The sequence below is a fragment of the Janibacter cremeus genome (genome assembly GCF_029395675.1).
In the GTDB taxonomy this organism is placed as follows: Bacteria; Actinomycetota; Actinomycetes; order Actinomycetales; family Dermatophilaceae; genus Janibacter; species Janibacter cremeus_A.
This window is the reverse complement of the sequence record NZ_CP115184.1, coordinates 2,644,637-2,666,151: the sequence shown is the minus strand read 5'-3', so window position 1 is coordinate 2,666,151 and position 21,515 is coordinate 2,644,637. Positions and strand designations below refer to the sequence as shown.

The 21,515-nt window shown below is 70.2% G+C and carries 20 protein-coding genes and 2 tRNA genes; 7 read left to right on the top strand and 15 right to left on the bottom strand.

What is annotated here, in order from left to right; all coding sequences use genetic code 11:
• The 4 genes from O9K63_RS12705 to pknB are packed head-to-tail and all read left to right on the top strand — an operon-like array spanning position 1 to position 5,990.
• On the top strand, positions 1-1,227 hold the full coding sequence (locus O9K63_RS12705) for a Stp1/IreP family PP2C-type Ser/Thr phosphatase (RefSeq protein ID WP_277238366.1): 1,227 nt from the start codon (positions 1-3) through the stop codon (positions 1,225-1,227).
• Positions 1,224-2,600 (top strand): FtsW/RodA/SpoVE family cell cycle protein, encoded by a 1,377-nt coding sequence (locus tag O9K63_RS12700; RefSeq protein WP_277238364.1) that lies wholly within the window; start codon positions 1,224-1,226, stop codon positions 2,598-2,600. The genes O9K63_RS12705 and O9K63_RS12700 overlap by 4 nt, the downstream gene beginning before the upstream one ends.
• Positions 2,597-4,051, top strand: coding sequence for a peptidoglycan D,D-transpeptidase FtsI family protein (locus O9K63_RS12695; RefSeq protein ID WP_277238362.1), 1,455 nt, complete (start codon positions 2,597-2,599; stop codon positions 4,049-4,051). The genes O9K63_RS12700 and O9K63_RS12695 overlap by 4 nt, the downstream gene beginning before the upstream one ends.
• 46 nt (positions 4,052-4,097) lie before the next feature.
• Positions 4,098-5,990: a Stk1 family PASTA domain-containing Ser/Thr kinase gene (gene pknB / locus O9K63_RS12690; RefSeq protein WP_277238360.1), complete on the top strand. Its 1,893-nt coding sequence runs from the start codon at positions 4,098-4,100 to the stop codon at positions 5,988-5,990.
• Between the two features lie 70 nt (positions 5,991-6,060).
• Here the strand turns inward: pknB and O9K63_RS12685 are convergent, their stop codons facing one another.
• Entirely contained in the window at positions 6,061-6,717 is a 657-nt protein-coding gene (locus O9K63_RS12685) for an aminodeoxychorismate/anthranilate synthase component II (protein WP_277238358.1), read from the bottom strand.
• A gap of 16 nt (positions 6,718-6,733) precedes the next feature.
• Positions 6,734-7,570 (bottom strand): DUF881 domain-containing protein, encoded by an 837-nt coding sequence (locus O9K63_RS12680; protein WP_277238356.1) that lies wholly within the window; start codon positions 7,568-7,570, stop codon positions 6,734-6,736.
• Between the two features lie 84 nt (positions 7,571-7,654).
• On the opposite strand from O9K63_RS12680, the gene O9K63_RS12675 reads away from it, so the two are divergent.
• Complete coding sequence (locus O9K63_RS12675; protein ID WP_277238354.1) at positions 7,655-8,011, top strand: cell division protein CrgA; 357 nt, start codon at positions 7,655-7,657, stop codon at positions 8,009-8,011.
• A gap of 139 nt (positions 8,012-8,150) precedes the next feature.
• Here O9K63_RS12675 and O9K63_RS12670 read toward each other — a convergent pair whose 3' ends face one another.
• Positions 8,151-9,062 (bottom strand): rhomboid family intramembrane serine protease, encoded by a 912-nt coding sequence (locus O9K63_RS12670; protein ID WP_277238352.1) that lies wholly within the window; start codon positions 9,060-9,062, stop codon positions 8,151-8,153.
• 4 nt (positions 9,063-9,066) lie between these two features.
• Positions 9,067-9,588, bottom strand: coding sequence for a peptidylprolyl isomerase (locus O9K63_RS12665; protein ID WP_277238350.1), 522 nt, complete (start codon positions 9,586-9,588; stop codon positions 9,067-9,069).
• A 120-nt stretch (positions 9,589-9,708) separates the two neighbouring features.
• Between O9K63_RS12665 and O9K63_RS12660 the strand changes: the two genes are divergently transcribed.
• Both O9K63_RS12660 and O9K63_RS12655 read left to right on the top strand, forming a co-directional pair.
• Positions 9,709-10,638 (top strand): hypothetical protein, encoded by a 930-nt coding sequence (locus O9K63_RS12660; protein ID WP_277238348.1) that lies wholly within the window; start codon positions 9,709-9,711, stop codon positions 10,636-10,638.
• Positions 10,639-10,716: 78 nt separating this feature from the next.
• Positions 10,717-11,073: an MmcQ/YjbR family DNA-binding protein gene (locus O9K63_RS12655; protein ID WP_277238346.1), complete on the top strand. Its 357-nt coding sequence runs from the start codon at positions 10,717-10,719 to the stop codon at positions 11,071-11,073.
• 45 nt (positions 11,074-11,118) lie between these two features.
• On the opposite strand, the gene O9K63_RS12650 is transcribed toward O9K63_RS12655, so the two are convergent.
• The 11 genes from O9K63_RS12650 to O9K63_RS12600 all read right to left on the bottom strand — a co-directional run bounded on the left by O9K63_RS12650 (position 11,119) and on the right by O9K63_RS12600 (position 21,515).
• Entirely contained in the window at positions 11,119-11,952 is an 834-nt protein-coding gene (locus tag O9K63_RS12650) for an alpha/beta fold hydrolase (RefSeq protein ID WP_277238345.1), read from the bottom strand.
• Between the two features lie 152 nt (positions 11,953-12,104).
• A tRNA-Ala gene (locus tag O9K63_RS12645) sits at positions 12,105-12,177 on the bottom strand.
• 13 nt (positions 12,178-12,190) lie between these two features.
• Positions 12,191-12,364, bottom strand: a complete 174-nt coding sequence (locus tag O9K63_RS12640) for a DLW-39 family protein (protein ID WP_277238344.1) — start codon at positions 12,362-12,364, stop codon at positions 12,191-12,193.
• Between the two features lie 20 nt (positions 12,365-12,384).
• A tRNA-Ile gene (locus tag O9K63_RS12635) sits at positions 12,385-12,462 on the bottom strand.
• Between the two features lie 73 nt (positions 12,463-12,535).
• On the bottom strand, positions 12,536-12,997 hold the full coding sequence (locus O9K63_RS12630) for a DUF3566 domain-containing protein (protein ID WP_277238343.1): 462 nt from the start codon (positions 12,995-12,997) through the stop codon (positions 12,536-12,538).
• Entirely contained in the window at positions 12,994-15,573 is a 2,580-nt protein-coding gene (gene gyrA / locus O9K63_RS12625; protein WP_277238341.1) for a DNA gyrase subunit A, read from the bottom strand. The genes O9K63_RS12630 and gyrA overlap by 4 nt, the downstream gene beginning before the upstream one ends.
• Positions 15,574-15,639: 66 nt before the next feature.
• On the bottom strand, positions 15,640-17,721 hold the full coding sequence (gene gyrB / locus O9K63_RS12620; protein ID WP_277238340.1) for a DNA topoisomerase (ATP-hydrolyzing) subunit B: 2,082 nt from the start codon (positions 17,719-17,721) through the stop codon (positions 15,640-15,642).
• Positions 17,722-17,948: 227 nt separating this feature from the next.
• A complete protein-coding gene (locus O9K63_RS12615; protein ID WP_277238339.1) occupies positions 17,949-18,836 on the bottom strand; it encodes a hypothetical protein in 888 nt (295 codons plus the stop codon).
• A gap of 2 nt (positions 18,837-18,838) precedes the next feature.
• A complete protein-coding gene (locus O9K63_RS12610; RefSeq protein WP_277238338.1) occupies positions 18,839-19,702 on the bottom strand; it encodes a hypothetical protein in 864 nt (287 codons plus the stop codon).
• Between the two features lie 134 nt (positions 19,703-19,836).
• Entirely contained in the window at positions 19,837-21,291 is a 1,455-nt protein-coding gene (locus tag O9K63_RS12605) for an aldehyde dehydrogenase (protein ID WP_277238337.1), read from the bottom strand.
• The gene (locus O9K63_RS12600; protein ID WP_277238336.1) at positions 21,288-21,515 is read right to left on the bottom strand and encodes a tautomerase family protein; all 228 of its coding nucleotides are present in this window, start codon (positions 21,513-21,515) and stop codon (positions 21,288-21,290) included. The genes O9K63_RS12605 and O9K63_RS12600 overlap by 4 nt, the downstream gene beginning before the upstream one ends.

Sequence of the window (21,515 nt, the reverse complement as noted above, 5' to 3'; positions counted from 1 at the left end):
GTGGCGCTGACCTTCCACTACGCCGCTCGCTCCGACGTCGGGCTCGTCCGCAAGGACAACCAGGACTCCGGATACGCCGGCCCCCACCTGCTCGTCGTCGCCGACGGCATGGGCGGCCACGCCGGTGGTGACATCGCCTCCGCGACCGTCATCACCGAACTCGTCGAGATGGACCACGACTCCCTCACCGCGGCGGAGGCCTCCCTCCGGCTGGGCAAGGCGATCACCGCCGCCAACGAGGAGATCTCGCGCACCTACGCCGACAACCCCGAGCTCGAGGGCATGGGCACGACGGTCACGGCGCTCATGCGGGCGCGCAACAAGCTGATCCTCGCCCACATCGGTGACTCCCGTGCCTACCTGCTGCGCGAGGGACGCCTGTCGCAGGTGACGAAGGACCACTCCTTCGTCCAGACCCTCATCGACGAGGGCAGGATCACCGAGGAGGAGGCGAGCACCCACCCCCAGCGCTCCGTCGTCACCCGGGTCCTCACCGGCGACCCCGACGACGAGCCGGACCTCGGCGCCCGCGAGGCCCGACGGGGCGACCGGTACATGCTGTGCTCCGACGGACTGTCCGGCTTCGTCGCCCTCGACACGATCGAGGAGATCCTCACCGCCGGCTCCCGACCGGGGCAGGCGGCGGACGACCTCGTCTCCCTCGCCCTGCGTGCCGGCGCCCCCGACAACGTCACCGTCATCGTCGCTGACGTCGTCGACGCCACCAGCGCACCCTCCACCCAGCCGCAGGTCGTCGGCTCGGCCGCTCTGAGGCGCCCCGGCAAGCGCACCCAGGACTCGCCCGCCTCCCGGGCAGCCGCCCTGACCCGCACCGACGACGAGGGCGTGGAGCTGGACGAGGAGAGCGGCTCCGGCCGCCGGTGGGTGCGTCGCCTCCTCGGGGCGGGCATCGCGGTGCTCCTCCTCGGCGCCGTCGCCTACGCGGGGTACGCCTGGACCCAGACCCAGTACTTCGTCGGCGTCCAGGACGACAACGTCACGCTCTACCGCGGCGTCGCCCAGGACCTCGGGCCGCTCTCGCTGCACTCCGTCGTCGAGCAGACCGACATCGAGATGCACGAGCTGCCCTCCTTCTACCGCAGCGAGGTCGAGGAGACCATCTCCGTCAGCTCCCGCAGTGAGGCCGAGCAGCGACTGGACAGCCTGCGGGTCGCGGCACAGAAGTGCAGCGACCTGCGGGCCGCAGGGGAGTCGTGCGGCAGATGAGTCGAGCGATCACGACCATCACCCCGGCCCGTGGCCGCAACATCGAGCTGCTGCTCACCGCACTGGCGCTCGGTGTCGTCGTCCTCGCCTACGTCAACGTCACCGTGGCCCAGGACGGCGAGATCCCGCCGGACCTGCTCGGCCACGCCGGAGTCCTCGGCCTGATCGCGCTCGGGGTGCACCTCGTCCTGCGCTGGCGGGCCAGCTTCGCCGACCCGATCATCCTGCCCGTGGTCACGCTGCTCAACGGCATCGGCCTGGTGATGATCCACCGCCTCGACCTCGCCGCGGGCAAGGACTTCACGTCCGGCCTGGCCTCACGACAGGTGCTGTGGACGGGCCTCGGCGTCGCCATCGCGCTGATCGTGCTCGTCACCCTGCGCGACCACCGGACGCTGCGCGGACTGACCTACACCTCAGGACTGCTCGCGCTCATCTTCATCGCGATGCCGCTGACCCCGCTCGGTCACACCGTGTACGGTGCCCGCATCTGGATCAAGCTCGGGCTCTTCACCTTCCAGCCGGCCGAGGTGGCGAAGATCCTGCTGGCGATCTTCTTCGCCGGGTACCTCGTGCAGACCCGCGACATGCTCGCCCTGGCGGGCCGCAAGTTCATGGGCATCTCCTTCCCCCGCGCCCGTGACCTCGGGCCGCTGCTCATCGCCTGCGTCGTGGCCGCCCTCGTGCTCGTGCTCGAGAACGACTTCGGCACGACACTGCTGCTCTTCGGCCTCTTCGTCGCCATGCTCTACGTCGCCACGGAGCGGATCTCCTGGATCGTCCTCGGCCTCGGCTTCGCCGCGATCGGTGCCTTCATCGCCTACCAGTTCGCCAGCCACATCCGCACGCGCATCCTGTGCTGGACCGACACGTTCTCGCAGGAGGGCGCCGAGCAGTGCGGCCAGCTGGCCACGGGGATCATGGGCATGGCCGCCGGTGGGATCTCCGGCACCGGCCTGGGCCGCGGTCGCCCCTGGCTGACGCCGCTGCCGGAGTCGGACTTCATCTTCACCAGCCTCGCCGAGGAGCTCGGCCTCATCGGCGTCTTCGCCATCATCCTGCTCTACGCCCTGCTCATCGAGCGCGGGCTGCGCTCGGCCATCGGCCTGCGTGACGGCTTCGGCAAGCTGCTCGCCACCGGCCTGACCTTCGTCCTGGCGATCCAGGTCTTCGTCGTCATCGGCGGCGTCACGCGGGTCATCCCGCTGACCGGCCTGACGCTCCCCTTCGTCGCCTACGGTGGGTCCTCGCTGCTGACCAACTGGACCCTCGTCGCCATCCTGCTGCGCATCAGTGACCACGCACGCCGTCCCGAGCCGGAGTTCGACCCGGCCTCGATGGACGCGCCCACCCAGGTGGTGAAGACGCGATGAACCAACCGATCCGTCGCCTGTCGATGCTCGTCGCCGCGATGTTCGTGGCGATCCTGGCTTCCAGCACCTGGATCCAGGTGCTGGGCGCCCAGGAGATCAACAACGCCGATGGCAACCGCCGCACCCAGCTGGAGAACTACGCCCGCGAGCGTGGGGAGATCCTCCTCGGGGGGCAGCCGATCGCGACGTCCGAGCCCTCCCAGGACGACCTCCAGTGGCAGCGCGTCTACCCCCACCCCGAGACCTACAGCCACGTCACCGGCTACTACTCCTTCACCTACGGCCCCGGCGGCGGGGTCGAGGGCGCGGCCGACGGGCTGCTCTCGGGGCGCGACGACAAGCTCTTCTACGACCGGATCACGGGCACCATCGCCGGCCGCACGCCCAAGGGCGCCAGCCTCGAGCTGACGATCCGACCCGAGGTGCAGAGGGCCGCCAAGGAGGCGCTGGGAGACCAGCGCGGCGCGGTCGTCGCGCTCGACCCGCGCACCGGGGCGATCCTGGCGATGGTCTCGCACCCCGACTACGACCCCAACGGGCTGGTCAGCCACGACGCGGAGGTCGAGAAGGAGACCTGGGAGAGGCTCACCTCCGCCCCGGGCAACCCCCTCGTCAACCGGACCATCGAGGGGAACCTCTACCCCCCGGGATCGGTCTTCAAGATCATCACCGCCGCTGCCGCCCTCGAGGACGGCGAGTGGGACGCGGACTCGACGCTCCCCGGGCCGGCGAACCTCGACCTGCCCCAGACCGAGGTCGGTCTGCCCAACCACGGTGGCCTGGCCTGCGGCCCCGGTGACGAGGTCGCCTTCGACATCGCGATGCAGGACTCGTGCAACACCGCCTTCGGCTGGCTCGGCATGGAGCTCGGCGGGGAGAAGATCCGCGAGCAGGCGAGCCAGTTCGGTTTCGGTGACGACCTCGAGGTCCCGATGGAGGTCGCACCCTCCACCATCCCGAAGGACCTCAGCCCCCCGCAGGAGGCACAGGTCGCGATCGGTCAGTACGAGGTGCGCGTCACGCCGCTGCAGGTGGCCATGGTCAGCGCAGCCGTCGCCAACGACGGGGACGTCATGCGGCCCTACATGATCCAGTCGGTCCTCGGCTCCGACCTGTCGACGATCGACGAGACGAACCCGGAGCAGCTCTCCGAGGCCATGGACTCCTCCACGTCCGACGAGCTCACCGAGATGATGGAGCTCGTCGTCTCGAACGGCACGGGGACCCAGGCAGCGGTGCCCGGTGTCAGCGTCGCCGGCAAGACCGGGACGGCCGAGCACGCCCCCGATGCCTCACCACACGCGTGGTTCACCGGCTTCGCGCCGTCGGACAACCCCGAGATCGCCGTCGCGGTCGTCGTCGAGGAAGGCGGACGAGCCGGCAGCGAGGCCTACGGCGGGGCCGTGGCCGGACCGATCAGCAGCGCCGTGATGAAGGCGGCTCTCGAGTGAGCACGACGACCACCACGCCAGCCATCTGCAAGCCCCGGGAGACAGCATGAGCACGTCGGCACCTCGCCTGCTCGGCGGACGCTACGAGGTCGGGGAACTCATCGGTCGCGGCGGCATGGCCGAGGTCCACCTCGGCCACGATGCCCGGCTGGGGCGCCCCGTCGCGATCAAGATCCTGCGAACCGACCACGCCCGGGACGCGGCCTTCCTCGCGCGCTTCCGGCGTGAGGCGCAGTCCGTCGCCGGCCTCAACCACCGCTCGATCGTGGCCGTCTACGACTCCGGCGAGGAGCACCTGCGCGAGACCGGCGGCGCCGAGCTGGACATCCCCTACATCGTCATGGAGTACGTCGACGGCTTCACCCTGCGGGAGATGCTCAACGACACCGAGTCCGGCATGCTGGACCCGTACGAGGCCGCGCGGATCGTCCAGCACGTCCTCGAGGCCCTCGACTACAGCCACGACATGGGGATCGTCCACCGCGACATCAAGCCCGGCAACGTCATGGTCACGCACGCCGGCGACGTGAAGGTCATGGACTTCGGCATCGCCCGGGCCATCGCCGACACCCAGGCGACGATGACGCAGACCCAGGCCGTCATCGGCACCGCGCAGTACATCTCCCCCGAGCAGGCCCGGGGCGAGACGGTCGACAAGCGCAGTGACGTCTACTCCACCGGCTGCCTGCTCTTCGAGCTCCTGACCGGGCGCACCCCGTACACGGGCGAGCCCATCTCGCTGACCTACCAGCACGTCAACTCGGAGATCCCCTTCCCCTCGTCGGTGAACCCCGACGTCCCCTCCGAGCTGGATGCCGTGGTCGTCCACGCACTGACCAAGGACCGCGACGAGCGGTACCCCGACGCCAAGGCGATGGCCGAGGACCTGGAGGCCTTCGCCCACGGCCGTCCGGTCAGCCCGGTGGCGACCTCCCGGCTCGAGGCCCCCACTGCGGCCCTGCCGGCCGTCGCCGGCGCCTCGCTCGCCGGGTCGACGTCCCCGCGCACCGACCCCGATACGGCGTCGATCCCGACCACGACCGAGCGTCGACGCAACTCCCGCCTCGGCTGGCTCTTCGCCGCCCTGCTGCTCATCCCGCTCCTGCTTCTCGGCTGGTTCGCCTGGGACGCCAGCAGGGGCGCGCCCGAGATCACCGTGCCCGGGGTCGTCGGGACCAGCGAGGAGGAGGCAACCGCGGAGCTGACCGATCTGGGGCTCGAGGTGGACACCGTCAGCGAGTCCAGCGACGAGTCCGTGGGCCAGGTCATCGCGCAGGATCCGCGGGAGGGCTCGACCGCGCAGGAGGGGGACGAGATCACCCTCACCGTCTCCACGGGTCCTGCGGACGTCAGTGTCCCCAACGTGGTCGGGATGACCAGGTCCGAGGCCACGGAAGCGCTCGAGGGAGCGGGTCTGCAGGTCGGCGACGTCACGGAGGAGGACTCTGCCGCGCAGGGCCCCGACAAGGTCATCTCCGTCTCCCCGTCGGTGTCGGAGACGGTATCGAAGGGGGAGACCGTCGACCTCGTCGTGGCCAGCGGGCAGGTCGAGCTGGAGGACTACGTCGGTCAGGACATCTCGGAGGTGCGCTCCGAGCTCTACGACCTCAACCTCGAGGTCGTGGAGCAGCCCGAGGAGTCCCAGGCGACACCCGGCACGATCCTCTCGCAGAACCCCGCGGCCGGGAAGGTCGAGCAGGGCACCGAGGTCACCTTCGTCATCGCGGAGGAGCCCGCCTCGACCGTCACGGCACCCCCCACGACCGAGACCGTCGAGCCGACCGAGTCGGAGACCACCGCGACCGAGGAGCCCGAGCCGACGTCCACGTCGACGGACACCGGGTCGCAGACGTCGACCCCCAGTGAGGACACCTCCTCACCCACCGGTCCCGACACGGGATCCTCCCCCCGCAGCACGGGCTCGCCGCCGAGCCCGTAGGGCCAACCGGTGCACGCGAGTCGGCCCCCGCCCTCCGGCGGGGGCCGACCGCGTGCTCGCAGCGGTCAGGTCAGCCCTGCGCGACGACCCGGGCGACGCCCTCGACGTCCCGCACGAGGGGTGACATGCCGTCGCTGCGCGCGACCGCCCCGGAGTCGCCGGTGATCCCCAGCCAGTTGGCGAGGACGCGGTGGCCGCCCTCCGTTAGGACCGACTCGGGGTGGAACTGGACCCCGTGCAGCGGCAGGCTCCGGTGCCGGGCGGCCATGATGACGCCGGACTCGGTGTGGCCGTTGGGGACGAGATCGTCCGGGACCGTCGCCGGGTCGATCGTCAGCGAGTGGTAGCGCGTCGCGGTGAAGGGGGAGGGCAGCCCGGCGAGCACACCGTCCTCGTCGTGGAGGACGCGGCTGGTCTTGCCGTGGAGGAGCTCGGGTGCCCGTCCCACGCTCGCCCCGAGCACGACCCCGAGGGCCTGGTGCCCCAGGCACACGCCCAGCATCGGCTGGGCGCGCTCCGCGCACGACTCGATCATGGCCATGGAGACACCGGCGTCCTCCGGTGTACCGGGCCCCGGCGAGACGAGGACCCCGTCGAAGTCGGCCGCGTCCCCGGGGGAGATGGCGTCGTTGCGTACCACCGTCGTCCCGGCACCCAGCTGCTGCAGGTACCCGACGATGGTGAAGACGAAGCTGTCGTAGTTGTCGACGACGAGGATCTGGCTCACCCGGTCAGTATGGACCTCACCGCTCGTCGGGCACGGCCCGGGCGTACTCCAGACCGGTCTGGCCCGAGAAGGCGGGCAGCTCGCGCTGCTCGTCGACCGTCACCTCGTAGCCGAGACCGACGGCGGCGACGTACTGCCGGTAGACGGCGACGGCGGGGTCCTCGTCGAGTGCCTCCTGCAGCTCGTCCGGGTCACCGACGGCGGTGATCCTGAAGGGTGGGGAGTAGACACGGCCCTGGAGGATCAGGGTGTTGCCGACACAGCGCACCGCACTGGTGGAGATCACCCGCTGGTCCATGATCTGCATCGCCTCGGCGCCACCGCGCCACAGCGCGTTGACGACGCCCTGGACGTCCTGCTGGTGGACGATCACGTCGTTGACGGTGAAGCCGGGAGGGATCTCGTCGGCGTCGAGGTGGGCGTCGTCGAGGGTGACGGTCACCGCCTCGCCGGTGGCCGGCACCAGACCCGCCTCGTCGGCCACGGCGGTGGTCCTCTGCTCGACCTCGCGCAGCCGCTTGCTCCCGGGAGCCGCCTCGCTCGTCAGACGCTCGATGTCCTCACGCAGGACCTCGACCCGCTGCGCGGCCCGTTCGTTCTCGCGGGTGCCCTCCTGGATGAGTCCCGGCAGATCGGCGCTCTCCGCCCGCAGGTCGGTGCCGCGGGCGGTGGCGCTGGAGGTCGCGAAGAGCAGCCCGGCACCCAGCGCGATGACGGGCACGAGCGCGGACCACCCGGTGGGACGGTGGGTCAGCCACGCGCGGAGGCGTCCCGCCCGGGGACGATCCGTCGGGGGCCCCACGTCCAGGGTCGGGCTCGACTCCTGCCCGGCAGAGGTCTCGTCCTCGGCCACGGGTGTCCCACCCCCTTCGCTCGGTCGCACCGGTGGAGACCTCTACGCTAGGCCACGAACCTGACATCCTCGAAGGAGCACGCAGTGGCGAAGTCCGCCGATGACGCGAAGGACACCCCGGCGACCAAGGCCTCGGCCACCGGGAAGGCGAAGGCCAGCCGGCTCTCGCGCTCCGGCGACCCGAGCAAGCGGGCCAAGGCCGACGCCGCGGTCGAGGAGGCAGAGGCCAAGCAGCGGCACAAGGCGAAGGCACAGCGCGTCGGCAACCCACCGTGGTTCGTGCCCGTGATGCTCGCCCTGATGGTCATCGGTGGGCTGTGGGTCGTGACCTTCTACATCACCAAGCAGCAGTACCCCGTCCCCAGCTGGGGGATGTGGAACCTCGGCGTCGGCTTCGGCCTGATCCTCGCCGGGTTCGCCATGACGACCAGGTGGAAGTAGCCCCGCTCCCCGCGCACGGAGGGCCCGCTCGTGTGACGTGCGGGCCCTCGCGCATGCTGTCCCCCCACAGCCCTGTGGACAACTGGAGTTGTCCACAGGCTTGTCCCCATCTGGGGACAATTACACGCGTGTAACTCACTCAGCCGAGGAGCATGGGGGCTCCCGGGGACAGGGCGTACTTGCCCACCGCGAGGGCGAGCACCACGGCCAGGACACCGAGGATCCCGGCCCAGGCGATGACCGGGCTGCGCCGGGTGCGGGCCCACGTCAGCGCCAGGGCGACGATGCCACCGGCGACGAGGCCACCGAGGTGGGCCTCCCAGGCGACGTTGGGGATGATGAAGCCGATGACGGCGTTGATGCCGACGATGGCGACCATGCTCGAGCTGTCGCGGCCGAGGTGGCGGTTGAGCACGATGACCGCGGCGAACAGCCCGAAGACGGCCCCCGAGGCACCCACGAGCGGGGTGTTGGAGCCCGGCACGCCCCACGCGACCGGCTGGAAGAGCAGCCAGGCCACCGTCCCGGCGACGGCCGTCACGAGGTAGATCGCCAGGTAGCGCGCCCAGCCCATCATCTGCTCGAGGTAGCTGCCGACGATCCACAGGGCGAACATGTTGAAGCCGATGTGCATGATCTGGTTCGGGCTGTGGGCGAAGGCCGAGGTGATGAACCGCCAGGGCTCGATCGCGCCGAGCACCGGCGCGAAGGCGACCGCCTGGAACACCTGCGGGGAGATCTGCTCACCGATCCACACGAGCACGCAGATCGCGATGATCGTCATGGTCAGGTAGGGCTTGTCGGCCCCGGCGCGCCCGCCGAGGACGGTGACCGGGCGGCGCTCCCCCTTCGCCTGCTCCCGGAGGCAGTCCACGCACTGGACACCCACCGCGGCGCTGCGCTGGCACTCCGGGCAGGCCGGTCGGCGGCAGCGCTGGCAGCGGATGTAGGAGACCTGGTCCGGGTGCCGGGGGCAGACCGGAACGTCGGAGCCACCGGCACCGTCGCGCGGTCCGGTGGCTCCTCCCCAGCCCTGGGGCGGCTGGGTCACGGGATCAGTCCCGGATGATCTCGACGGAGTCGATGGTGACCGGCTCGGCCGGCTTGTCCATCGCACCGGTCGGGACGGCGGCGATCGAGTCGACCACCTCGCGGCTCGGGGCGTCGGAGACCTCGCCGAAGATCGTGTGCTTGCCGTTCAGCCACGGGGTCTCACCGACGGTGACGAAGAACTGCGACCCGTTGGTGCCCTTGCCCATCCGCTTGCCGGCGTTGGCCATGGCGAGCAGGTACGGCTTGGAGAAGGTCAGGTCGGGGTGGATCTCGTCGTCGAAGGCATAGCCGGGACCGCCGACGCCCTGTCCCAGCGGGCACCCGCCCTGGATCATGAAGCCGGGGATGACCCGGTGGAAGCCGAGACCGTCGTAGAACTTCGTGGGGTTGGAGCGGCCCGCGTCGTCGGTGTACTCCTTCTCACCGGTGGCGAGACCGGCGAAGTTGTCGACCGTCTTGGGGGCCTGGTTGGGGAACAGCTCGATGGAGATGTCGCCGTGGTTCGTGTGCAGAATCGCCTTCATGCCCTCATCGTAGTCAGCGCGTCCGACACGTGGACCGCCCGGTCCGTTCGGGACCTCTCGGTTTCCCCCACGAGCGATCCGGTGCAGGATGGGGGTGTAGTCCATCGCGCAGGAGGAATGGTGTTCCAGACGAACAACAAGGTCGAGGACGGGCGCGTGCGCGCCCACGAGACCGCCGAGACCGCTGCGGTCAAGGTCCACGAGATCATCGACAAGCTCGCAGAGCAGACCGAGCACGGCAGTGAGCGCGCCCACGAGCTGAAGGAGGCGGCCGCCGAGCAGGCAGCCACCGCCCGCGCGAACGCCACGGCTCGCGCCGAGGAGCTGCGCGCGGAGGCCGAGCAGGCCAAGAAGGACGCCAAGAAGACCGCGGGCAAGCGTCGCCAGGCCGCCGCGAAGGACCTCAAGAAGCACAAGAAGAAGGCCCGCAAGGCCACGGACCACGCCAGCGAGGACTTCGCGGAGGCCCGCGAGCGCATCGTCGGGACCGCGGGCAGCCTCGCGGCCGCCGGGCTCGCCGCGGGCCGCAAGGCCGCCGACGAGGCCGTCGTGCGTGGCCCCGAGGTCATGGCGGCGCTGCGCGACGAGCGCGACACCGGGGCCGCCCTCGAGGCCGCCAAGGGCAAGGGCAGCAAGCCCACGAAGAAGGGCCGCAAGCGCAAGCTGGTCCTGCTGGCCGTCCTCGCCGGTGGCGTCGCCGCCGTCGCCGCCAAGATGAAGCTGGCCCCGAAGAAGGACCCGTGGGCCGTGCCGACCGGTGACCCCTACAAGGCGCCGACCACCGGCCGCGACTCGTCCGTCACGGGCGGCATCGCCGCCACCGGCGTGGCACCGGCTGCCGAGTCCGCCAACGCCGCCCCCATCGACCCGGCGCTCGACCCGACCCCGCAGGCCACGTCGGCCGAGGGCACCGATGCGTGGACCTCGGCCCAGGACTGGGCGGACAACGACTCGTCCGTCCCGTCGACCACGGACACCACGGAGCACGCCGACCTCGCGCCGGAGCACCTCGACGGCGACCTCCCGGTCGACCGCGACGACAAGCTCTGAGCGTCACCACCAGCACCACGCGAGGGGGGCCGGTCCGCACCAGCGGGCCGGCCCCCTTCGCTGTGCCACGCTGGGCAGGTGGCCGCCGCCGACACCATCCGTGACCACGCCCTCCCCCTCCCGGGAGCGTGGCCGGACGAGCCGTGGGAGGGCGACCTCGTCGCGAAGGTCGGGCCCGCGGCGAAGGGCAGGATCTTCGCCTTCCTCGGCGCCCGGTCCGTCGGTGTCAAGGCCGGCGCCACCCGGGAGGAGGCCGACGAGTGGCTCGCCCGCTACCCGCACGATGCCGCGGTCATGGCCTACATCGGCCGCAGCGGCTGGAACACCCTGACCATCGGCGGGGCCATCCCGCTCGACGAGCTGCTCGAGGCGGTCGAGGACTCCTACGAGACGGTCGTGGCCAAGCTGCCCAGGAAGCACCGTCCCGTGGCCTGAGGGCACCGTCCCGTGGCCTGAGGGCCGATGCCCACCTGCGTGTCGTCAGGCGAGGAAGGACTCGACGAGCTGGGTGAAGTCCTTGGTGTGCTCGATCTGCACCCAGTGACCGCACTGGCCGAAGACGTGCAGCTGGGACTGCTCGATGAGCTCGTGGAGGCGCATCGAGTTGCTCAGCGGGATGACCTCGTCGTCGCGGCCGTGGATGATCAGCGTCGGCTGCGTGATGGCGCGGATGTCCTGGTCGGGGATCGTCATCGCCTCGACCGAGTTCTGCCGCGGCGCCGGGAACATCGAGCGGTAGGCCTCGTGCACGCCCGGGCGGGTGGCGGCCTCGAGCCGGAGCCGGGCCAGGTCCTCGGTCAGGAGCGAGCGGTCGTAGGCGAAGACGTCCATGAGGTCGACCATGTTCTCCAGGGAGGGCTCGAAGCCCCAGACCTTGTCCAGGCCCTCGGTGATCTCGAAGGGCACGCCCACCGCACCCATGAGGACGAGCCTGGTCACGCGCTCCGGGTGGTGTGCCGCGACGTTGAGGGCGAGCGCCCCGCCGAAGCTGTTGCCCACGACCGCGGCCTTCTCGATGCCCAGGGCGTCCATGAGGCCGACGAGGTGCTCGGTCCACGTCGCCATGTCGTAGGTGATGCCCTCCGGGCGCTCGGTGTAGCCGAAGCCGAGGACGTCCGGTGCGATGACGCGGTGGGTGCGCGACAGCTCGGGCAGGACCACGCGCCAGTTGGCGTACGCGCTCACGCCGGGGCCGGAGCCGTGGATCAGCAGGACGGGGTCGCCCTCGCCCACGTCGTGGTAGTTCGTCGCGATGCCGTTGACATCGATCGACTCGGCGACCTCGGGGTTGGTGGTGGTCTCGACAGTGCTCATGGGGGCCTCCTGGCTCGTGTCTTTCTCGCCAACGTAGGCCGACCGCCGCGCGGGGTGGGCACCCGGTGCGCAGGGCGGAACGCGGGGCAGGGACGACGAAGGCGGTGCCCTGAGGTGTGAGCACCTCCGGGCACCGCCTTCGTCCTACTCGGTGGAGGCGATCGGACTCGAACCGACAACCCCCTGCTTGCAAAGCAGGTGCGCTACCAATTGCGCCACGCCCCCGAGGGCTGGTGGATCAGGTCGGGCGGTCCGTCGCGGCCGCCCACGCCCCACCGCTCGTCGCGGTGGGGGTCCTCATCCGGGAGGTCGCGGCGTGCAGGTCCTTCTCGGATCGCTGCTGCTCGACCTTGCGCCGGGCGTACACCGCCCCGGCTGCGGCAGCGGCGGCGAGGGCGAGAACCTTCTTCATCATCTCTCCTTCGCCGCCCGTGGTGGGCCTACCTGGACTTGAACCAGGGACCTCTTCCTTATCAGGGAAGCGCTCTAACCGAGCTGAGCTATAGGCCCGCGTGCACCGTGGTGCGACGCCCGACAGTACCTCACTCCGGACGCCGATTCCAAAACGACGTCCCGGAGCCGGTCAGTCGTCCGTCAGGGTCATGTGGATGCCGCCGACGAGGCTCGCCACGATGTTGTAGAGGAAGGCCCCGAGCGTCACGATCGCCGTCATGAGCACGACGTCGATGACGGCGACGATGATCGACAGCGACAGGACCCGGCCGAAGCCGACGAAGTCCATGATGTCGAACTCCGTGCCCGAGCCCTCGCCGAGGATCTGCCCGGCGAGCTCGTTGACGGTGTCGAAGACGCCCATGGCACCCATGAGCATCCACAGGACCGCCGTCATCACCACGAAGGCGATGCCCATGGCCACGGAGACCAGGAAGCCGACCTTCATGACCGAGAAGGGGTCCACCCGCGAGACCATGAGCCGGACGCGGCGACCGGCCCGGGGCGCGGGTCGGGCAGCGGGACCGCCGCCCTGGGGACGGTTCGGGTCGGACGACGTCCGCATCGTCGTGGTGTCTCCTGGCGAAGTCACTCGTCGTCACCTCCGGGGGCGTCCCCCTGCTGGCCGGTCTCCGCCGAGTCGCTCTCGACGGACTTCACGTCAGGGTCCGACGCTACCTCCCCGTCCTCGATCTCCGCGTCTTCGCCACGATCGACATTCCGGGCGACCGCGACGATCGCGTCGCCCTTGCGAGGCTTGGCGAAGTTCACGCCCTGCGTGTTGCGGCTGGTGCGGTTGATCTCGGTGACGGCGGACCGGACGATGTTGCCCTTCTCCATCACGACCATGACCTCGTCGAGCTCGTCGACGACCAGGGCACCGACGAGCTGACCGCCCTTCCCGGAGTTGGCCGCGAGGACGCCGAGACCGGCACGGCCCTTGGCCGTCCACTGGGAGGCCGCGGTGCGCTTGGCGACGCCGTTCTCGAAGACGACGAAGACATCGGGGTCGCTACCGTCGGGGATGACGTTGAGGGCGAGCAAGGAGTCGCCGTCGCGGAACTTCATGCCGGTGACGCCGCTCGTCGAGCGGCCCATCGGCCGGAGCACGTCGTCCGTGGCGTGGAAGCGCACCGACTGCGCGTGGCGCGAGACGAGCAGCAGGTCGTCCTCCGCGTGGACCAGGCCGGCGCCGATGAGCTCGTCGCCCTCGCGCAGCTTGATCGCGATCAGCCCACCGGTGCGGGGCGAGTCGTACTCGCTCAGCCGGGTCTTCTTGACCAGGCCGTTCTTGGTCGCGAGCACGAGGTACGGCGCGACCTCGTAGTCCTTGATCGCGTAGACGGCCGCGATCTGCTCCTCCGGCTGGAAGGCGAGCAGGTTGGCCACGTGCTGGCCCTTGCCCTCACGCGCCGCCTCGGGGAGCTCGTAGGCCTTGATCCGGTAGACCCGGCCCATGTTGGTGAAGAAGAGCAGCCAGTGGTGGGAGGTCGTGGTGAAGAAGTTGCGCACGACGTCCTCGCCCCGCAGGGTGGCGCCGCGCACCCCCTTCCCGCCGCGCTTCTGGGCCCGGTACTCGTCCACCCGCGTGCGCTTGGCGTAGCCGCCCCGGGTGATCGTGACGACCACGTCCTCCTCGGGGATGAGGTCCTCCATGGCGACGTCGCCGTCGTAGGGCAGGATCCGGCTGCGCCGGTCGTCGCCGTAGCGGTCGACGATCTCGGTCAGCTCGTCGCGCACGATCTGGCGCTGCCGCTCGGGCTTGGCGAGGATGTCCTTGTAGTCGATGATCCGGGCTTCGATCTCGTCGTGCTCGTCGATGATCTTCTGCCGCTCCAGCGCGGCCAGTCGCCGCAGCTGGAGGTCGAGGATCGCCCGGGCCTGCACCTCGTCGATGTCCAGGAGCTGGATCAGGCCCTCGCGGGCCTCCTCGACCGTCGGCGAGCGGCGGATCAGCGCGATGACCTCGTCGAGCATGTCGAGGGCCTTGAGGTAGCCGCGCAGGATGTGGATCGCGGCCTCGTCCTTGCGCAGCCGGTACTCGGTGCGCCGGACGATGACGTCGATCTGGTGCTCGACCCAGTGCCGGATGAAGGCGGAGACCGGCAGGGTCCGCGGCACCCCGTCGACCAGGGCCAGCATGTTGGCACCGAACGTGGTCTGCAGCTGGGTGTGCTTGTAGAGGTTGTTGAGCACGACCTTGGCCACGGCGTCGCGCTTGAGCACGATCACCAGGCGCTGGCCCGTGCGACCAGAGGTCTCGTCGCGGATGTCGGCGATGCCGGAGAGGCGACCCTCCTTGGTCATCTCGGCGATCTTCTGCGCGAGCGTGTCCGGGTTGACCTGGTAGGGCAGCTCGGTGACCACGAGGCAGGTGCGGCCCTGGATCTCCTCGACCTCGACGACCGCGCGCATGATGATCGAGCCGCGGCCGGTGCGGTAGGCGTCGTCGATGCCGCGCGTGCCCATGATCAGTGCGCCGCTGGGGAAGTCCGGTCCCTTGATGATCCCCGTGATCGCCTCGAGGGCCTCCTCACGGGTGCTCTCGTGGTGGTCGAGCATCCAGTGGGCGGCCTCGGCGACCTCGCGCAGGTTGTGCGGCGGGATCTGGGTGGCCATGCCGACGGCGATGCCGGCGGAGCCGTTGGCCAGCAGGTTGGGGAAGCGGGCCGGCAGCACGTCCGGCTGCATCGTCTTGCCGTCGTAGTTGGGGACGAAGTCGACCGTCTCCTGGTCGATGTCGCGCACCAGCTCCAGCGACAGCGGCGCCATCTTGCACTCGGTGTACCGGGGGGCGGCGGCACCGTCGTTGCCGGCGGAGCCGAAGTTGCCCTGCCCGTCGATGAGCGGGTAGCGCATCGACCACGGCTGCACGAGGCGGACCATCGCGTCGTAGATCGCGGTGTCGCCGTGCGGGTGGTACTGGCCCATGACGTCACCGACGACGCGCGAGCACTTGTTGTAACCGCGGTCGGGGCGGTAGCCACCGTCGTACATGGCGTAGACGATGCGCCGGTGCACGGGCTTGAGGCCGTCGCGCACGTCCGGCAGCGCCCGGGAGACGATGACGCTCATCGCGTACTCGATGTAGCTGCGCTGCATCTCCGCGTTGAGGTCGATCGGTTCGGTGCGGTCGTGCTGCTCGTCGGTGGTGGGGATGTCGGTCATGTGGTCAGGTCACCTCGGGGTCGTTGCCGAAGGGGGGCGAAGGCTGGGTGGTGGCGCGCGGGCGGATCAGATGTCGAGGAAGCGCACGTCGCGGGCGTTCTTCTGGATGAAGCTGCGCCGGGACTCCACGTCCTCGCCCATGAGGACGGAGAAGATCTCGTCGGCCGCGGCCGCGTCGTCGAGGGTGACCTGCAGGAGCACCCGGGACTCGGGGTCCATCGTGGTCTCCCACAGCTCCTGGTAGTTCATCTCGCCGAGGCCCTTGTAGCGCTGGACGGAGTTCTCCTTGGGCAGGCGCCACCCCTTCGCCTGGCCCTCGGCGATCATCGCGTCGCGCTCGCGGTCGGTGAAGGCGAAGCCGTGGTCGTGGTTGGACCACTTGAGGCGGTACAGCGGCGGCTGGGCGAGGTAGACGTAGCCGGCCTCGATCATCGGCTTCATGAAGCGGAAGAGCAGCGTCAGCAGCAGCGTGCGGATGTGCATGCCGTCGACGTCGGCATCGGCCATGAGCACGATCTTGTGGTAGCGCGCCTTGGTGATGTCGAAGTCCTCGCCGATGCCCGTCCCGAAGGCCGAGATCAGCGCCTGGACCTCCTGGTTGGCGAGGATCTTGTCGATCCGGGCCTTCTCGACGTTGAGGATCTTGCCGCGGATCGGCAGGATCGCCTGGTTCTCCGGGTTGCGGCCGGCCTTGGCCGAGCCGCCGGCGGAGTCACCCTCGACGATGAAGACCTCGGAGACCGTCGGGTCCTTGGTCTGGCAGTCGGACAGCTTGCCGGGCAGGCCACCGGACTCGAGCAGACCCTTGCGGCGGGTCGCCTCGCGGGCCTTGCGCGCGGCCATCCGCGCGGCGGAGGCCTGGATCGCCTTGCGGACGATGTCCTTGCCCTCGTTGGGGTGGGTCTCCAGCCAGTGGCCGAACTCGTCGGTCATCGCCCGCTGGACGAAGCCCTTGACCTCGGAGTTGCCGAGCTTCGTCTTGGTCTGGCCCTCGAACTGCGGCTCGCCGAGCTTGACCGAGATGACCGCGGTCAGTCCCTCGCGGATGTCGTCACCGGTGAGGTTGTCGTCCTTGTCCTTGAGCATGTTCTGCCGACGGGCGAAGTCGTTGACCATCTTGGTCAGTGCGGAGCGGAAGCCCTCCTCGTGGGTGCCGCCCTCGTGGGTGTTGATCGCGTTGGCGTAGGTGTGGACCGACTCGCTGTAGGCGGTCGTCCACTGCATGGCGATCTCGAGGGAGAGCTCACGCTCGCTGTCCTCGTTCTCCATCGCGATCACCTCGTTGGTGATCGGCTCGGACTTCTTCGAGCCGACGAGGTGGTTCACGTAGTCGACGAGGCCGTTGTCGTAGCGGTAGGAGACCTTGCGGGCCTTCTTCGGCGCCGCCGTGGCCTCCTCCGAGTCGACGACCTCGGTGATGTCGTCGTCGACGCGGTCGAGGTCCTCGGCCTGCTCCTCCTCCGTGGGCTCCTCGATGCGCTCGTCGACGAGGTTGATCGTCAGACCCTTGTTGAGGAAGGCCATCTGCTGGAAGCGGGCGCGGATCGTCTCGAAGTCGTGGTCGACGGACTCGAAGATCTCGTCGTTGGGCCAGTAGGTGATCGTCGTGCCGGAGGCGTCGGTCTCCTCCTCCTGGCGAAGGGGGCCGGTCGGCACCCCGTGCTCGAAGGACATCCGGTGGGCGTGGCCCTTCTGCCGCACGGCCACGTCCATGCGGGTGGACAGCGCATTGACGACGGATGAGCCGACGCCGTGCAGGCCACCGGAGACCTTGTACCCGCCGCCGCCGAACTTGCCGCCCGCGTGCAGCTGGGTCAGGACGAGCTCGACCGCGGAGACGCCCTCGGCCTCGTGGATGTCGGTGGGGATACCGCGGCCGTTGTCCTTGACCCGGATCGCGCCGTCCTCCATGAGGGTGACGTCGATGGTGTCGGCGTAGCCGGCCATCGCCTCGTCCACGGCGTTGTCGACGATCTCCCACACGAGGTGGTGCAGACCGCGCTCACCGGTGGAGCCGATGTACATGCCGGGCCGCTTGCGCACGGCCTCCAGCCCCTCGAGCACCGTGATGGCACTCGCGTCGTACTCGGGTCCACCGGGGTCGGGTGTCGTCGGCTGGATCTCGGACGGCGACTGCTCGTCTGCCACGGTGCTCCTCGAGTGCGTGCACGGATCGCCGCGGGCTGTCCCCACTGGGGCGGCGCCGCGGCCTCAACCCCCCGATCCTACCTCTCCGAGGCCCGCGGAGACGCATCTGAGGGGCCCGTGGCGGCCGTTCTGACCGCAGAACCCGTGGGTTGACGACTCCCGGTACGCAAGCGGCACCGTCAGGCGCTCTGAGTGGCGCTCCTGAAGGGAGCGCCCCGACGGGACCCTCAGGCGCACGACCCCACGGGCAGAGCATCCCGGTGCTGCTCGATCACCGCGGCGACCGCGTCCATGATCGCCGTGCCCTGGGCATGGCTATCGGTGCGCACCTGCAGCGCCGCAGCGGTTCCCCCCTTCGCCCCGGGGACGATGCCGAGCTGGCGCACGACGTAGCCCTCGGGGGTCGGGCCCCACCCACCCTTGAGACGGGCACCGTCGATCCCGCCGAGACCCCACCGCTGGCCACCGATGACCCTGCCCATCGCCTCGGTGACCGGGGACGCTCCGCGCAGGCAGGGGAGTGCGGCGGTGAACGAGGCCTGGTCGGCCAGGCGCCACGTCGACTGGCCGAAGGCGGAGTAGCCGGGGACGGTCACCTCGGGCGGGACCTCGGTGCGGGTGTCCCCGCCACGCCGCAGCTCGCTCTCGACGGCGTCGGAGGCGCTCGCACCGGACCCCAGGCCCTCCCACAGGCGCTGGGCGGCCGCGTTGTCCGAGGCCGTCAGCGCCGCCGTGGTGTCCGCCGGGGCCACGTGGTCGGAGCGCAGCACCGCCAGGGCGAGCGGGACCTTGATCGTCGACCAGGCCACGAGCGGCGTGGCCTCGCCGACGACCCGGGTCAGCTCGGGCGAGCCCACCGGGGCGAGCGCGACCGAGACCTCGGCCCCCTCGTGGGTACGCAGGACCTCCTGGAGGTCGGCGACGAGCGCGCGGTGCAGCACCGGCGGCTCGGCCGGCGCCGTCGAGGTCGAGGTCGAGGTCGAGGTTGAGGTCGTCGAGGTCGTCGACGACGGGGCGCTCGTCGAGGTCGACGACGTCGGGCCGCTCCCACCCGGCGTCGAGCAGGCAGCCATCGCCAGGCCCACGGTGAGGGTCCCGGCGAGGTGGCGCAGCACGGTCAGTACAGGACGACCACGGCGTTGTTGCCGCCGGTGCAGCGCGTGACCGCCTCACCCGAGCAGCTCATCGTGTACGCCTTGTTGGTCACCGGGGAGGTCACGCGCAGGGTCGCGGGCCCGTTCGAGCCGCCCGCGACGTAGGCGTCACGCACCGCGAGGGCGAACCCGCAGGAGGTCACGTCCGAACCGGTGCCGACGGCCACGCCGCCGGACGGGCCTGCGCACTCGGAGACACCACTCGGGGGTTCGCCCGTGCGCGCGACCGTCGTCGAGCTCGACGAGCTGCTCGAGGACGTGCTCGACGACGTGCTCGACGATGACGAGGAGGGGGAGGAGGAGCTGGAGGTGCTCGACGAGGTCTCGTCGGAGGACTCGCTCGCATCGCCCTCCGTGGGCGAGCTGGTCGTGGTCACCGTCTGCTGGGCGACCGGCTGCTCGTCGTCACCACCGAGGGCCATGACGACACCGCCGACGACCAGGCCGCCCAGCAGGACGCCGCCGACGAGCATGGCCACGAGGCCGAGGGGGGAGACCCCCTTGCGCGGGGGTCGCTGGTCCTGCTGCGCCGCTGCCGAGGTGGTGTCCCAGGTCGAGGCCGACGGTGCGGTGCTCGGCTCGGGCTCGGAGGCCCACCAGCTCTCGGGGACCGCGCCCGTCGCAATGGTCGGCTCGTAGGACGGCTCGGCCGCGGGGCTCGGCTGGGTCGGCGTCTCCTCGCCACCGCCGATGTCCATGCGGGTGGTCTCGTCGGGGCCGCTCTCCGGGGGCTGCTCCGCCGCCGGACCCATGCGTCCGGACGGGCTCGGGTCGCCGAAGAAGTCGTTGAAGGCGTCGCCGCGCCGACCGTCCTTCGGTCCACTCATGGGAACTCCTCATAGGCACTCGCGCTCTCGGAAGCAAGAGCAGCAACTCACGATGCCATAACGACCCGGGGGGTCCACCAATCGTCGTTTCGATGGGTGGACCGGCCACCGGTTCTCGGGTGACCCCGGTGCGGTCAGGCCCCGGGGACCGTCCGGTCGATCTGCATGACGATCGCCTTGGGCTCGGTGAAGAACTCACGGCTGAAGTCCCCGCCCTCGCGGCCGACGCCGGAGTCACCGACGCCGCCGAAGGGCGTGCGCAGGTCGCGGATGAAGAAGCAGTTGACCCAGACCGTGCCGGCGCGCAGGTTCGAGGAGACCCGGTGGGCGCGGGAGAGGTTCTCCGTGAAGAGCATGGCGTTGAGCCCGTACCGGGTGTCGTTGGCCAGGTGCACGGCCTCCGCCTCGGTGTCGAAGCGGTTGACGACCACGACCGGGCCGAAGATCTCCTCGCAGTACTGCTTGGAGTCCAGCGGCAGGTCGGTGAGGATCGTCGGCCTGACCAGCCAGCGACCGTCCTCGTCCACGCCACCGGTGACCATCGTCCCGCCCTGTGCCTCGACGTCCTCGAGGTAGGAGGAGACCTTGTCGAAGTGCTTCTTGCTCGCGAGCGAGGAGAACTTCGCCTCCGGGTCGAAGGGGTCGCCGATCGGCAGGGCCTCGGCGGCGGCGACGAAGCGCTTCATGAACTCGTCGTAGACGCCGGACTGGACGAACAGGCGCGAGCCCGCCAGGCAGATCTGGCCGGAGTTGCGGAAGATCGCCTCCACGGCCCAGTACACGGCGTTGTCGATGTCCGCGTCGTCGAAGACGAGGTTGGCGCCCTTGCCGCCGAGCTCGAGGGAGACGGGTGCGAGGTGCGTCGCGGCGGAGGCCATGACCATCTTGCCGGTCGTGGAGGACCCGGTGAAGGTCACGCGGTCGACACGGTCGTCCTCGGTGAGGGAGGAGCCCGCCGGGGCGCCGTGACCGTTGAGCACGTTGAGCACACCGGGCGGGAACCCGGCCTCGACGGCGAGGCGGCCGAGCAGCGTCACCGAGGCGGGGGTGTCCTCGCTCGGCTTGATGATGCAGGTGTTGCCCCAGGCGATCGCCGGGGCGATCTTCCACGAGGCCATCATCAGCGGGAAGTTCCACGGGGAGATGGCGGCGACGACGCCGGCGGGGCCGAACTCGCTGTAGGTGTGGTGGCCCGAGGGCATCGGGTAGACCTCACCGTTGTGGTCGCGCTGGTGGTCGGCGAAGAAGCGGAAGTTCCACACCGAGCGCCCGACGTCGTGCTTGGCCTGGGCGAACGGCTTGCCCATGTTGGTCGCGTCGAGGGTGGCCAGCTCGTCGGCCCGCTCCTCCATGAGGTCGGCGAGCCGGTGGATCGCCGCTGCCCGCTCGGGGCGGGTCATCCGTGGCCACGGGCCCTCGTCGAAGGCGCGGCGGGCGCTCGCGATCGCGCGGTCGGCGTCCTCGGCGGCCCCCTCCGCGGCCTGGGCGAAGACCTCACGCGTCCAGGGGTTCCACACGTCGAAGCGCTCGCCGTTGAGCGACTCGACCTCTTCGTTGTCGATGATGTGGCCGAAGAACTGGGTGCTCACGACTGGTCTTCCTTCTCGTTGTCGGCCGTCCGGCCCGCGTGCCGCTCGGCGATGGTGGTGTCACCGGCAGCGAAGTGCTCGGTGGGGATCTCGTTGACGAGGACACGCACGTTGTCCTTGGGTGCCACGCCCGTGTCGACCATCGCCTGGGTCACGGCGGAGATCATCGAGCGGATGGTTTCCGGCGAGCGGCCCTCGGTCAGGGTGACCTGGACGATCGGCAC